We start from the raw sequence: 13,752 nt of genomic DNA, 5'->3' as shown, positions 1-13,752 counted from the left end.
CCGTGCTCCAGGGTGCTTCGACGTATTCTGGCCGGCTCGAATTTACACCATCTGCAACATGGCAGGTAGGCCGAGCCGGGACGGCACGACCCGCGCTACGGCCCACGAGGCGTCGCCCAGTAGGATCGGCGAGATCTGGGAAATCCAATCACCATCGAAGCTCTTGGCGCGGCAAAAGAGCAAGATTCTGTAATACACGCCAGCCGCGGCGCGCACATCTAGGCGTCAGAGGCGGCGTTCGCACCGTTCGGCGCGGGGATGGTGGCAAAACAGCCTGCATACGAGGCGAGTTGCAGCGCGATGCAGCGGCAAGAGCGCTTGGCCACTGTCAGAAGGGCCGCCGACGCCAAGGGCAATTTCAGGGAGAGGGACGATGGAAAATCATGGACAGATTTCAGGAGGCCTCGATCGCCGGGATGCGCTGAAAACCGCGGGTACGGTGCTAGCGGCATCAGTCACCGGAATGGCAGCGCCGGCCGCGGCGCAGGGGCGGCGGGCGACGTCGGCCAAGTCCGACGAGCTACCGATCGGCCAGCGGCTGCAAGGCGTTCAACATTTCGGCCTCACAGTCCAGAACATGGAGCGAGCTTTCACCTTCTACACCGAGGTGCTAGGCGGAACCGAGGTAATGCGCGATGGCGATTTCCAAGGCGAACGGATCCACAATACGCTGCTGACTGGCCAGGAAATCGAAGCTCGCGCACGCGGCGTCAACCCACGCACAATGGGTATTCCCGACCTTCGCGGCGGTGCGCAGCGGCTCGACGTGCGCTTCGTCCAGTTCGACAATGTCGTCGTCGAGCTCCTGCAATATCGCGATGCCGATCAGCCGATGGGCGGACCACAGGCATTCGCCGAGCCGCTCGATCACATGAGCCCGGCATTTCCGCGGATGATGCACATCTGCTTTCACATCCGCGACGACGCCGATTTCAATCAATTCATCGCCGACCTCGAAGCGGAGTCCGGCCGGCGCGGCATGACGAACGTCCGCGCGAACCGCGTCGTGACCGTGGCGAACGAAGCCGAGCGCCGCGCAGCCCCGCTCGACGCCAATTCCAACGGGATCACCGAAGGCAAGTCGGACGGGTGGCGCTTGATCTACTGCACCGGCTCGGAAGGCGAGCAGCTCGAGTTCGTGCAGGCACTGGGTTCGGTCAAGCAGACCTTCGACGACGCGCTCGAAGCGCGGCGCAAGATGGTGTCCTCATCGCGCTGAACGGAGAACAAGCCGTGCAGGGTTTCACAGCTACTGAGGCATTACGCGCCCCCTCCCAACAGGGGTGCGCAACTGGCTCCCTCGCGAGGCGCGAGCACGACACACGAGCCGCAAAACCCAGGACGGAAGGAGATATGCAATGTCGGGCAAGTTCCTGTCCCGCGTCATGGTGGCAACGATGGTAGCGGCCGCGCTCCCCACGCCAGGAGCGATCGCCCGAGACGCTGATGGAGTGCGCTATACCGCCATTCCTGCCGACGCTTATGCCGTCGTGGCACAGATTCGCGCCAAGCCGGGCAAGGAAGACGCCCTACGTGCAATCACGCTACCGCTCGTGGCGCAGGTACGCGCCGAGCCGAACAACCTGCTCTACTTCCTCCATGAGAGCCGCGAGACGCCGGGGCATTTCATCTTCACCGAGATTTTCGCCAGCCAGACCGATTTCGAGGCGCATAATCGAACCCCGCATGTCCAGTCCTGGTTCGCGCGCCTGCCAGAACTCGCCGATGGCGAGATCAGCGTGATCCGCATGGGCATCCTCGGCAACACGGCCTCAGGACGCTGACAAAAGAGCGGCTTGAGGACCTGCCAGCGTAGTTGACCTCTGGAACGGCTCAAGGCGGTAGCCAGCTGCGGTAACGGCCCGGGAGGCATAGAGATCAAGCCAGTATGCTGTCCCGAACAACAGGTCCGGTGCCCGTGGCCATCGAAGCCGACACGACCGCATGCGACCCAGCCGCGACTTACGCTGCAAGGCGCATCTAGGCAAGCCGGACCACCAGAACGTCTCGTGGCGGGAGTACCATTTCGTCATCTTTGATCCGGGCGTTCTCGGCCGCCCAATGAGTCTCGCCAAAGCGGAGCGTTCCGTAGCGGCCGGCGAGCGTGACGGCCGAGCGCTGGGTCTCACGCGTCGGGTTCACCACCCACAGCACCTTGCCGCTTTCGCCGTCATGCAACCTGGCCTGCAGCGCGCCGTTCGAGAGCCGCACATGCTGCTCCCGGCCGGTCCACGCGAAGACCCCGGCGAAATAGCTCCGATTCGCCTCGCCCGAGGTCCTGAAATAGCCCACGCCCGGATGGGTGCCGACCAGCAGGGTCCGCCCGCGTCCATGGGTGTGCTCGACCATCGCGAGCCGCCCGTCGGCGAACCGGCCGCGCTCGGTGCCGCCCGCCAGCGTATAGCTCTGCAGGAAGCCGCCGCCCGTCACGCTGTGGCCGTCATAGTCGAAGCGGATGCGATCGCCGATGTCGGGCATGAATTCGACCTCGTGCTCGCGCACCCCGAAGACGCGGTCCAGCCCGTGGTTCGGCTGTACGATGCCGACCTTGCCGCGGTCGCCGAAATAGCCGATGCAGGCCTCGCTGATCAGCGTGCCGCCGGCCTCCACCCAGCGGGCCAGCCTCTCCGCATGCGCCGCCGTGAGCATGATCGGGTACGGCGCATAGATCGTGTCATGGGCGTCGATGTCGTCGATATGCAGCCAGTCCGCCTGGATGCCGTTGTCGAAGAAGCCGCGATAGGCGCCCCACATCGCCTCGGCATAGGTCTCCGGGCAGTGGCGGTGGTTGAGCAGCAGGTCCCAGGCCTGGGCTTCCGGAACGACCAGCAGGCCGATATCGCCCCTCACCGGCCGTGCCGCGAAGACGTCCTTCCGCTCCGGCGCGTTCGCCCATTTCGCGATGGCGCTGGCCATGTCGGAGCGCGGCGTGCGCGACCCGTCCATGGCGTAGGAGCCGAAGGCGCCGAACAGCGGGCCGTCGAGCAGCGGCCGCCAGCGCAGGTTGAGGACGCCGGTCACGCCGGCGGCGAAGGAGGTCATCGTCCAGACGCGGATGTCCTCCGGCTCGGCGACGCGGCCATCCTCCTTGTCGCGGCCCAGCACCTGCGGCTGCAGCCACAGCGGGCCGCCTTGCCGCTCCGCGTGCCAGAACGGCTTGCCGCGGGCGGCGGCGCGGGTCATGTCGGCGCCGTAGAAGTTGCGCCAGGGCTGGTTGCCCTTGCGCGCCGGCACCCAGGTCATGCCGTAGATCTCGACCTTGGACGCCGCCAGCCAGTCGTCGCAGCCATTCGCCGCCATGTTGGGGATCGCGCCGGCGATGCCATGCGCGGCGATCAGGCACTGCGGGTCCACCGCGCGGATCGTGTCGATCCGCCACTGCATCTGGCCGTAGAAATTGTCCCGCCGGAACTCGATCCAGTCGAGGCCTTCCGGATAGGGGGCGATCTCGGCCGGCGGCTCGATGTCCTCCCACTCGGCATAGGAATAGCGGTGCCAGGCCTGCGCCAGCGTCTCGAGGTCGCCGTATTTCCGCTGCAGCCATTCGCGGTAGGCGGCCTTGGCGGGGTCCGAATAATCGACATCGGCCGCGTAGTTGACCTCGTTCCAGACGTCGTAGCCGAGCAGCGCCGGATGCCCCTTGTAGCGGGTCGCGAGCGCCGTCAGGAACGCACCGGCCGCCGCCTTCACCTCGGGGCAGTTCATGCTGAGGGCCCCTGCCCCGCCGCCATTGTTGGCGAAGCCGCCCACGGCGGCGCTGACCCCCATGTTCGAGGTCAGCGGCCGCCCGTCCATCCGGCGCTGCCGCGCGTGGGCGAATTTGCGATAGGCCCAGTCGGGAACCGTGTGGGTCAGCTCGGCGATGATGGTCTTGAGGCCGTTCTCGGCCGCCAGGTCCATCTGCCGGTCATAGTCGTCCCAGTCGTAGACGCCGGGCCGACGCTCGATGACGCTCCACATGAACCAGTGACGGAAGATGTTGAGTCCATCCTCGGCCGCCGTCCGGTAGTCCCGCTGCCAATCCTCGGGGGGCGGGTTGGACTTGCGGAAATAGACCGCTCCGAACGGAATCTGCGGGACCTTGTCCGTGGGCATGGGACGCTCCTCTGGCGCAACACTCTTCCTTCGGCGGACGCGGTCCTGCGCCGCCGCCTCAATCGCTGTCCTATGGATCCCCGGGGCTAGCTGGTCTTGCCGGCCAGTGCCTCCTGGGGGACGAAACGGGTGCGGTGCATCATCCGCTTGCGGCGCGGATCCGGGCTCGGCACGGCCGAGATCAGGCTGCGCGTGTAGGGTTCGCGCGGCGCGGTGCAGATCTCCTCGGCCGGGCCCATCTCAACCAGCCGGCCGCGATGCATGACCGCGACCCGGTCGCAGAAATAGCGGACCACCGAGATGTCGTGCGAGATGAAGACGAAGCTCAGGCGCAGCCGCCGCTGCAGGTCCAGCAGCAGGTCGAGGATCTGCGCGCGGATCGAGACGTCGAGCGCGGCGGTCGCCTCGTCGGCGATGACGATGCGCGGGTCGAGCGCGAGGGCGCGGGCAATGCCGATGCGCTGCCGCTGCCCGCCCGAGAAGGCGTGCGGATAGCGCTCCATGGCGAGGGGGTCGAGCCCGACCAGTTCCATCAGTTCGCCCACCCTCTTGGTCAGCTCTGCGCCGCGTGCCGTCCGGCTCACATAAAGCGGATCGCCGATGATCTGCTTGACCGTCATGCGCGGATTCAGCGAGGCGAACGGGTCCTGGAACACCAGCCGGACATCGCGGTGGAACGCCCTGAGCCCCGGCTTGCCGAGCGCCGTCACCTCCACCGGCCGCCCGGCGCCATCGACATAGGTGATGCGGCCGGCGCTGGGCTCGATCGTCCGCAGGATCAGCCGGCCGAGCGTCGTCTTGCCCGAGCCGCTCTCACCGACGATGCCGAGATTCTCCCCGGGGAAGAGGTCGAGGCTGACATCGTCGACCGCCCGGACCGCGTGGTCGCCGCGGCCATAGACCTTCGACACGTTGCGCAGCGACAGCACCGGCGACGCCTCGCTTGGTTCGGCGGCCGCCGGCTTCGCGAGCGCGCGCCGGTTCTGCTCCAGCTTCACCGTCGCGTTCAAAAGCGCGCGGGTATAGGGATGCTTCGGATCGTGGAAGATGTCGTCGGCGCTGCCGCGCTCGACGATGCGGCCGTAATGCATCACCGCGACCTCATCGGCGATCTCGGCGACCAGCCCCATGTCGTGGGTGATCAGCAGCATCGCCATGCCGCGGCTGTCCTGCAGCCGCTTGATAAGGTCGAGGATCTCCGCCTGGGTGGTCACGTCGAGCGCGGTCGTCGGCTCGTCGGCGATCAGGATGTCGGGGTTGCAGGCCAGCGCCATGGCGATCATCGCCCGCTGCCGCATGCCGCCCGAGAACTCGAAGGTGTAGCGGTCGATCATCCGGCCGGGATCGGGGATCTCGACCTGCCGCAGCAGGTCGATGGCCGCCTCGCGCGCCGCCCGCTTGCCGAGCCGGCGATGCAGCCGCAGCGCCTCGACGATCTGTGAGCCGATCGTGTGCACGGGCGAGAGCGAGCTCATCGGCTCCTGGAAGACGAGGCCGATCCGCCCGCCCCGGATCTTCAGCAGCTCCGGGCTGCGTTCCGTGAGCGCGGCGATGTCGATCTCGCCGCCATCGCCCCGCAGCAGGATGCGGCCGCCGGCGATCCGACCTTTGCGGTCGACGATGCGCAGCAGCGCCCGCGCCGTCACGCTCTTGCCCGAGCCGCTTTCGCCGACGAGGCAAAGCGTCCGGCCGCGCTTCAGGTCGAAGCTCACCTCCCGCGCCGCGTGGAGGATATGGGTGCGCAGGTTGAAATCGAGGCTGAGCCCTTCGACCCGCAGCACCACCTCGGCCGTGTCGGCCTCTGTGGCGGGCCGGTCCGCCGTCATCAGTCCCATCGCGGCCCCCATCATGAATCGTAGGGGTCGGCCGCGTCGCGCAGGCCGTCGCCGAGGAAGTTGAAGGCCAGCACGGCGAGCACCACGGCGCCGGCCGGCCAGGCCAGGAGCCACGGCGCGCCGGCGATGGTGCGCACGTTCTGCGCCTCCTGCAGCAGCACGCCCCAGGAGACCACCGGCGGCTTCAGCCCGACGCCGAGGAAGGACAGCGCCGTCTCGGCCACGATCATGGTGGGGACGGCGAGCGTCACCACCGCCAGGATGTGGCTGGTGAGCGAGGGCAGGATGTGGCGGAAGATGAGCCGCCGCTCGCCCGACCCGTCCAGCCTGGCGGCGGTGACGAAGTCCTCTCCCCGCAGGGCGTAGAACCGGCCGCGCACCTCGCGCGCCAGCCCGGTCCAGCCGAACAGGGAGACGATGAGCGTGATGACGAAGTAGATGTGCAGCGGCGACCAGGTGAGCGGGATCGCCGCCGCCAGCCCGAGCCAGAGCGGGATGGTGGGCATCGAGCTGATCACCTCGATGATGCGCTGGATCACCATGTCCACCGCGCCGCCATAGAAGCCGGAGAGGCTGCCGAGCGTGACGCCCAGCAGCAGGCTGACGCAGACGCCGACCAGTCCGATCGACATCGAGATCCGGGTGCCGTAGATCAGCCGGCTCAGCAGGTCCCGCCCGAGCTTGTCGGTGCCGAGCAGATACATGGTGTCGGCCGGCCGCACCGGGCCGATCAGGTGCCGGTCCAGCGGGATGAGGCCCCACAGCCGGTAGGCCGGGCCCTTCACGAAGAAGCCGATGGGCACGACTTTGGCCTCGTCCACCACATAGGTGCGGCGCAGCGAGGCCTGGTCCACCTGCATGGAATAGCCGGTGACATGGAGCAGGAACCGTGAGCCGCCGTCGGGGTCGGCCGCGAAGAAGCGGATCTTCTGCGGCGGCGCGTTGGTGAATTGCGGCCGCGCGGCATCGGGCAGCGCCGGCGCCAGGAATTCCGCGAAGGCGCCGACGAGATAGAACAGCAGGATGACGACGCCGGACGCGACCGCCACCTTGTTGCGGGCGAAGCGCCGCCAGATCAGCGCCCACTGCCCGGCGGCGGCGATCTCGCCCGAGCTGGTCCGGGGCTTCAGGAGGGTGACGGCGGGTCCCGTCTCCGCCGGCCCGTCGATGAAGATGTGCTCGCTCATCAGGTGAACCGGATCCGGGGGTCGAGCAGCGCGAGAAGGATGTCGGAGATCAGCATCCCGATCAGCGTCAGCACGCCCATCAGCAGGATGAAGCTGCCGGCCAGGTACATGTCCTGCGAGATCAGGGCCCGGAGCAGCAGCGGCCCCGCCGTCGGCAGGTTGAGCACGATGGCCACGATGGTGGCGCCGGAGATCAGCTCCGGCAGCACCCAGCCGATGGCCGAGACGAAGGGGTTGAGCGCGATGCGCACGGGGTACCGCAGCACCGCCCGGTATTCGGGCAGGCCCTTGGCCTTGGCGGTGATCACATAGGGCTTGTTCAGCTCATCGCTGAGATTGGCCCGCAGGATCCGGATCAGCGCGGCGGTGCCGTGCGTGCCGATGATGATGACCGGGATCCACAGATGCGCGAGGAGGTCGCCGATCTTGGCCCAAGTCCACGGAGCGTCGATGTATTCGGGCGAGTAGAGCCCGCCCACGCTCTGGCCGAAATACTTGTAGGAGAGGTACATCAGCGTCAGCGCCAGGATGAAGTTCGGCACTGCGAGACCGAGGAAGCCGAGGAAGGTGAAGCCGTAATCGCCGACCGAATGGCGGCGCATGGCCGAATAGATGCCGATCGGCAGCGAGACGGCCCAGACGAAGAGCAGCGAGGCGGCCGAGATCGCCAGCGTCGCGCCCATCCGTTCCCAGATCAGATCGGCGACCGGCCGGTTCCATTCGAAGGAATAGCCGAAGTCGCCGCGGAACAGGATGCCGCTCATCCACTTCCAGTATTGCAGCCAGACCGGGTCGTCGAAACCGTAGATCTCCCGCAGCCGCGCCACCTGCGCCGGATCCACGTTCTGGCCGGAATCCGTCATCATGGCGATCATCGAGGTGAGATAGTCGCCCGGCGGCAGCTGGATGATCAGGAACGCGATGATCGACATGCCGAGCAGCGTCGGCACCATGTAGATCAGGCGTTTGATGATGTAGCGCAGCATGTCCGCCCGCGCCTCCCCTGTCTTCTTCAGGCCCAGGTGATGTGCACGGCCTCGACCAGGTCGATCGTCGGCACGGTCACGACCACCCGGCCCGCTTCCACCGTCGCCCCGGCCGTCTCCCCGGCGACGAGCAGCCGCGCCCCGGCGAAGGAGCGGCCGGCGGGAACGGCCACCGAGACCTCCTGCCGCCCGACGGGATAGATCTCCCGCGTCGGCCCCTTCATCAGCATCGGGTTGGTCAGGTTCTGCAGCGCGACCACCAGCCCGCCCTCGCCCTCGCGCACGGCAACATCCAGCACCGACCGCCCGGTCACCTCGACATCCGGCCGCTTGCCCAGCGCCCAGCGCACGGCATTGCCGATCAGCCGCTGATGGTCGGCGGCGAGCACCTCCCAGAAGGTCGCGCCGACGTTCCACGGGATGTAGACGGTGCGCCCGCCGCCCGGATGCTGCCGGGCCACCAGGGCGGCGCCCCGCGGCGCCTCGCGCGGATAGACCTCCTCCATCGGCAGGTCCGGGAAATCCGGCACATACAGGAACGGCACCTCGGCATCGGCCGCGGCCTCGACGCCGATCAGATGGGTGCCGCCGATGATGCGCGCCGCCCCGTCATAGCCCTGCGTGATCGGATGCCGGCCGTTGAGCGCCACATAGCTGTTCTGGACGCCCCCCCGGGGCGGCCTGGTCACCGTCACGCCCAGCAGGCGGCCCAGCGCCAGGGTCCCGCGCGGGCGGTTGTTCTCGTCGCGCATCGAGGTCTCATGGGTGGCGACCACGCTGCCGCCGCGGGCGACATAGGCCTCCAGCGCGGCGCATTGCGCGTCGGAAAGGCAGGTCGCGTTGGCGAGGATCAGGACCTTGAACCGGTCCAGCCGCTCGGGCGTCATCGCCTGGTCGGACAGCATCTCGAAGGGCAGCTTCTCCTCGACCAGCGCCTGGTAGACGCCGAGATCGTCGGCCTCCGCCTCCCGGCGCGTCTCCTGCCCGTGATGGCGCAGGGTGGTGGCCGGATCGAGGATGGCGATCTCCGCCGCCGGCCGCGTCGCCGCCAGCACCGGCTCCAGCGCGGCGTGAAGGCCGAAGCAGTCGACGATCGGCGCCACCCAGCGCGTGTCGGGCACCGTGCCGTTGAACTTGGTGAACCACGGCAGCATGCCCTGGACCACGCCGTCGAGCATCCACGACCGGATCTCCGGGCCTGTGGTCACCGCATCCTTCCAGCGGTATTTCTCCTCCGGCCCGATCGAGGTGATCAGGACCACCGGCCGGTCGCGGAAGGTCGCCCGCATGCGCTTGCCGTTGCGGCCCGACATCCAGACCGGCTCGGTGCCGCGCCGGCCCTGGTCGTCGACGACGAGGAACGGGCAGTGCCGTTCGATCAGCTTCAGGTCGAACTCCATCAACGAGACGCTGCCCATGTTGGGAATGAAGCTGGTGTTCGGCTTGATCGCCTTCATCGCCTCGTCCCATTCGACCACGAGGCGGCTCAGCACCGTGCGCCGCCAGGCCGTCCAGGCCAGCCAGGCCGGATCCTCGGGATCAGCGTCGAGCGGCAGGTCGTGGCCGGACGCGTCGCGGAAGTTCCGTTTGCAGGTCTCGCAATAGCAGACGCCGTGCCCCTGCCAGCGATTGGCGAAGATCGCGTCGATGTCGTAGTTGCGCGTGATCTCGCGCAGCACCTGCGGCATGAACTCGAAGTTATAGTCGCTGTAGGCGCAGGTGACCCAGACGCTCGGATAGGCCCAGTGGCGGCGCTTGCGGCCCTCCTTGTCGACGGCGATCCATTCCGGATGGGCGTCGGCCGCGTCCTGGTGGATGGCATGCGGATCGACCCGCGCCATGACATGCATGCCCAGGCGCCGGGCGCCGTCGACCAGCGTGCCGAACGGGTCGGTGTCGCCCAGATGCCGGCTGACATAGTGGAACGGCACCTTGGACGGATAGTAGGCGATGTAGCCGCCGGCGCTGAGGCAGGTCGCGTTCGACTTGCTGCGCCGGAAGAGATCGATCCAGAACTCGGGATCGAAGCGGATGGGGTCGTCCTCGGCGAGCGTGAGCTGCGTCCAGCGCGTTGCCGACCGGTACCAGTCGGCCGTCCTGAGGTCTCCGGCCGATGGCGCGATGGTCTCCAGCATGTCTCGCTCTCTGTTGGTCGGTCGGAAGGGGCCGGCGCCGGCCGCGAAGCCGGCATCCGGACGCAAAGGCGGGTTCGGCCGGTCAGGCCTTGAAGAACTGCTCGGGCCGGGCCGGGCCGGGCGTCGGCCAGCCGAAGGAGTTCGGCATGGTCTTCGGGACATTGACCATGGTGGTCTTGACGATGCCGTAGCTGTCAGGTGGCAGGCAGACGCCAAAGGTCATGAACAGATCCGCGGCCTGCTCGAGGATCTGCCGCATCACCGTCTTCTGCTGCTCGGGGTCCCCGGTGGCCAGCAGCTTGGTGTAGAGATCCTGCTGCGCCTTGATCTCCGCCGGCGGCTCGATCGCATCCGGGTTCTTCGGGTCGAGATAGTAGAGCGACCAGCCCGGGGCGAAGAGCGAGTTGGTCGAGAACGGCACGAAGTAGCGGGCGTCGAGCATGGCGGCGATGCCGCTGTTCGCCCCGAACTGATGCGCTGTCGCGTCGAAGTCGCGCCCGCGGCGGACCCGCGTCTCCCACAGCGAGCGGTCCATGCTGCGCACCTGCGCATCGATGCCCACGGCCTGGAACATCGGCACCGCGAGCTGGAACATGTCGAGGAAGGTGGTGCGGGTCTGGTCGAGCTCGAAGATGATCGTCACCCGCCGGCCGCTCTCGTCGGTCCGGTAGTTGTCGCCGTCCCGGTTCGGGATCAGCTTGTCCAGCATCGCGTTGGCAGCGTCCGGATCGTATTGCGTGAAGTCCTTGGCCAGCCGTTCGACATAGAGCGGGTCGCCGGGCTGGATCGAGGCCTGCGCCGGTTGCCCCTGCCCAACGAACACCGCGTCGATCAGCGCCTGCCGGTCGATCGCGGTGGACAGCGCCTGGCGGAATTCCCTGGTGTTGAACAGCTTGTTCTTCACTGGGTCGGTGTGGTTCAGGTTCAGCTGGAAGACCATGACATTGGCCGCGGTCTCCTTCAGCGTGTAGAAGCCGTAGCCGCCCTTCTGCTGGCCGTCGAACAGGACCGGCTTGTTCGCGGGCGTGGCGATGTACTGGTCCATCATGTCGATCTCGCCCTGCAGCACCTTCAGCAGCAGGACTTCGGGATCGGCCACCATCTGGTAGACGATGCGGTCGAAATAGGGCAGCTGGGTGCCCTCCGGATCGATCTTGAAGTAGTAGGGATTGCGGACGGCCAGCGCCTGTTCGGTGCTTTGCCCCGGCGCGACCGTGAACATCCAGGCGTTGAGGGTCGGCCGGCCCGGGTTCTGGAAGAAGGTGTTGTCGTCGGACAGGCCGATCTCGCGCTGGAACAGCGCGATCCAGCTTTCGAGCCCCTTCTCCTTGGCCAGCTTGTCGGCATCCGGATTGTAGCGGGCGTGGAATTGCTGCAGGTAGTGCTTCGGCGTGCGCGTCAGCTGGTCCTGCTGGGCCCAGGCGAGGTTCTGGACGAAGAAGCCGTTGGGCGACGCGAAGACGACCTTGAACGTCGTCTCGTCGATCACCTCGACGCGGGCAGGCTTGCCGCCGGCATACCACCAGCCGTTGCCGCCGGTGTTGGTGTCCTTGTCGGTGAAGAACGCGTCGTACCAGAACTGGACGTCCTCGGTCGTGAACGGATGCCCGTCCGACCATCTGTGGCCCTTCCGCAGATGGAAGGTGTATTCGGTGGCGTCGGCATTGACGCTCCAGGACTCGGCGGTGTTCTCGACCAGGCCCGACCAGTCGGGATTGAAGCGGACCAGCGGCTCGTAGCCCTGGTAGCGGACCAGCATCGACAGCGACCCGCCGCCGACCAGCGCGTGCTTCCAGTCGCCGCCCTGCTGGCCGGCGCGTTCGAACGGGGTGATGACCAGCGGATTGGCCGGCAGCCGCTGCGTCACCGGCGGCAGCGTGCCACCCGCCACCTGGTCCTTCAGAAAAGCCGATTCCTTGATGTCGGCGGCACGGCCGATCCCGGGCAGCGCGAACGATGCGGCGGTGGCGGACGTGGCGGCGATGAATGCCCTGCGGCTCAGCTTCACCATCGTTGGGTTCCTCCTCCCATGCCCAGCCTGTTATGATCGGCCGTGGTATTTGGTGAGCTTGCATAAGCGCTTTCGTTAGGTAAAGCGTTATGGGGCGAAAATTTAATTGCGGAAATTATCGATATAGATCCCGAAATGCGACAATCAGATTCAATAGCTGGCATCGGCAAGGTGTCGGAACAAAACTTTTTGAGCCGTTATGGGCCGATGTTAGAAGGGGATCAGGCCCGAAAAAAGGATCAGCAATGGCCAAGGTCACATTGACGACCATCGCGCAGCGGACGGGCTTGTCGAAATTCGCGGTGTCACGCTCCCTGTCCGGCAAGGACGGGGTGTCCGAGGAGACGCGCCGTCGCGTCCAGGAGGTAGCCGTGGAGCTGGGCTACCTGCGCCAGAACGCCGAGCCGGAGCTGCCCGCCCTGGGCGTGATCTTCCACGACACCGATCTCATCAACAGCGAGCTTTACCTGCTGATCCAGAACGGCGCCCAGCTGGAGGCCGAAAGGCTGGGCTACCGCCTGACCATGCGCTGGACCCACCAGCCCGACGAGATCCAGGGCATCGTCCGGTCCTGCCGCGGCGCCGTCCTGATCGGCCCCCATGATCGCGAGACCTTCGCCCGGGTCCGGGACCTCGGCAAGCCGATCGTCCGGCAGGGCTGGCTGGAGCCGCTGGAGCAGGCCGACCATGTCGGCGGCACCGACCACGAGGCCGGCTCCGCCGTCGCGAACTACCTCCTGGCCCTCGGCCATCGCCGCATCGTCTATGTGCACGGGACGCCGGGCTATCGCGGGCGCATCGAGCGCTTCTACGGCGTGCGCGAGGTCCTGGAGAAGCAGGGCGACGTGGAGTTCCGTCAGATGACGTTCCATGCCGAAACGCGCTTCACCGAGCATCTGCGCGCCGCCCATGCCGACGGGTTTCGCCCCACCGCCTTCTTCTGCGCCCATGACGGCCTGGCGCTGACAGTGGTCTCCGAGCTGCTTCGGCTCGGCTACCGGATTCCGGAAGACGCTTCGGTCGTCGGCTTCGGGGACTATTCCGCGGCGACCCAGATCTCGCCGCAACTGACGACCGTCAAGGTCTTCGGCCAGCATATGGGAGCCGCGTGCGTGCGCCTGCTCGACGACCGGATCCAGGGAAGCATCCCGCCCGACGTTCCCGTGCGCGTACAGATCACGAGCCGCATCATCGAGCGCGCCTCCTGCGGTCCGAGAACCCAGTTGGAGGCTCCAGCCCCGCTTCTGCCGCTCGTGGGCTGACCGGCTTCGGGTGAAGTGTCACGTCGCCACCTCAGACCGGATCGGCTTGGTCTTGGCAAACTGGCAGGCCGCGAAGCGACCGTTAAAGCCGTCTCGCGCCGATCCTGCCGAAACGGACGTCCTCCATCTGAATCCAGCCGACTTTCGGGAACACCGACTGTGCTGCCGTCGCCATGGCCTCAGCCAAGTCGGGAGGCTTGACTTGGCGAGGCGAAAAGCCGGGGGAGCGATGCTCAGCAGG

At 67.1% G+C, this 13,752-nt stretch carries 9 protein-coding genes; 3 read left to right on the top strand and 6 right to left on the bottom strand.

Annotation, left to right across the window (positions count from 1 at the left end; genetic code table 11):
- Positions 1–373 precede the first annotated feature (373 nt).
- Both E9232_RS10425 and E9232_RS10420 read left to right on the top strand, forming a co-directional pair.
- Positions 374–1,219: a VOC family protein gene (locus E9232_RS10425; RefSeq protein ID WP_309793866.1), complete on the top strand. Its 846-nt coding sequence runs from the start codon at positions 374–376 to the stop codon at positions 1,217–1,219.
- Between the two features lie 139 nt (positions 1,220–1,358).
- On the top strand, positions 1,359–1,784 hold the full coding sequence (locus tag E9232_RS10420) for a putative quinol monooxygenase (RefSeq protein WP_309793865.1): 426 nt from the start codon (positions 1,359–1,361) through the stop codon (positions 1,782–1,784).
- 196 nt (positions 1,785–1,980) lie between these two features.
- Here the strand turns inward: E9232_RS10420 and E9232_RS10415 are convergent, their stop codons facing one another.
- The 6 genes from E9232_RS10415 to E9232_RS10390 form a co-directional block, all read right to left on the bottom strand.
- The gene (locus E9232_RS10415) at positions 1,981–4,095 is read right to left on the bottom strand and encodes a beta-galactosidase (RefSeq protein WP_309793864.1); all 2,115 of its coding nucleotides are present in this window, start codon (positions 4,093–4,095) and stop codon (positions 1,981–1,983) included.
- Positions 4,096–4,181: 86 nt separating this feature from the next.
- Positions 4,182–5,930: a dipeptide ABC transporter ATP-binding protein gene (locus E9232_RS10410; protein ID WP_309793863.1), complete on the bottom strand. Its 1,749-nt coding sequence runs from the start codon at positions 5,928–5,930 to the stop codon at positions 4,182–4,184.
- Between the two features lie 11 nt (positions 5,931–5,941).
- Complete coding sequence (locus E9232_RS10405; protein WP_309793862.1) at positions 5,942–7,117, bottom strand: ABC transporter permease; 1,176 nt, start codon at positions 7,115–7,117, stop codon at positions 5,942–5,944.
- Positions 7,117–8,103, bottom strand: a complete 987-nt coding sequence (locus E9232_RS10400; protein WP_309793861.1) for an ABC transporter permease — start codon at positions 8,101–8,103, stop codon at positions 7,117–7,119. Before E9232_RS10400 ends, E9232_RS10405 begins: the two co-directional genes overlap by 1 nt.
- 26 nt (positions 8,104–8,129) lie before the next feature.
- Complete coding sequence (locus tag E9232_RS10395; protein ID WP_309793860.1) at positions 8,130–10,238, bottom strand: family 10 glycosylhydrolase; 2,109 nt, start codon at positions 10,236–10,238, stop codon at positions 8,130–8,132.
- Between the two features lie 82 nt (positions 10,239–10,320).
- Positions 10,321–12,249: an ABC transporter substrate-binding protein gene (locus E9232_RS10390; protein WP_309793859.1), complete on the bottom strand. Its 1,929-nt coding sequence runs from the start codon at positions 12,247–12,249 to the stop codon at positions 10,321–10,323.
- 245 nt (positions 12,250–12,494) lie between these two features.
- On the opposite strand from E9232_RS10390, the gene E9232_RS10385 reads away from it, so the two are divergent.
- The gene (locus tag E9232_RS10385; RefSeq protein WP_309793858.1) at positions 12,495–13,511 is read left to right on the top strand and encodes a LacI family DNA-binding transcriptional regulator; all 1,017 of its coding nucleotides are present in this window, start codon (positions 12,495–12,497) and stop codon (positions 13,509–13,511) included.
- The last annotated feature ends 241 nt before the right edge of the window (positions 13,512–13,752 follow it).

This window comes from Inquilinus ginsengisoli, from assembly GCF_031453975.1.
GTDB lineage: Bacteria > Pseudomonadota > Alphaproteobacteria > DSM-16000 > Inquilinaceae > Inquilinus > Inquilinus ginsengisoli_A.
This window is presented reverse-complemented; position numbering and strand designations above follow the sequence as displayed.

What these genes read in the sequence shown, in the direction of transcription:
- E9232_RS10410 (WP_309793863.1), bottom strand. Translation starts at nt 5,930, where the DNA reads ATGGGACTGATGACGGCGGACCGGCCCGCCACAGAGGCCGACACGGCC.
- E9232_RS10405 (WP_309793862.1), bottom strand. Translation starts at nt 7,117, where the DNA reads ATGAGCGAGCACATCTTCATCGACGGGCCGGCGGAGACGGGACCCGCC.
- E9232_RS10395 (WP_309793860.1), bottom strand. Translation starts at nt 10,238, where the DNA reads ATGCTGGAGACCATCGCGCCATCGGCCGGAGACCTCAGGACGGCCGAC.
- E9232_RS10420 (WP_309793865.1), top strand. Translation starts at nt 1,359, where the DNA reads ATGTCGGGCAAGTTCCTGTCCCGCGTCATGGTGGCAACGATGGTAGCG.
- E9232_RS10400 (WP_309793861.1), bottom strand. Translation starts at nt 8,103, where the DNA reads ATGCTGCGCTACATCATCAAACGCCTGATCTACATGGTGCCGACGCTG.
- E9232_RS10415 (WP_309793864.1), bottom strand. Translation starts at nt 4,095, where the DNA reads ATGCCCACGGACAAGGTCCCGCAGATTCCGTTCGGAGCGGTCTATTTC.
- E9232_RS10385 (WP_309793858.1), top strand. Translation starts at nt 12,495, where the DNA reads ATGGCCAAGGTCACATTGACGACCATCGCGCAGCGGACGGGCTTGTCG.
- E9232_RS10425 (WP_309793866.1), top strand. Translation starts at nt 374, where the DNA reads ATGGAAAATCATGGACAGATTTCAGGAGGCCTCGATCGCCGGGATGCG.
- E9232_RS10390 (WP_309793859.1), bottom strand. Translation starts at nt 12,249, where the DNA reads ATGGTGAAGCTGAGCCGCAGGGCATTCATCGCCGCCACGTCCGCCACC.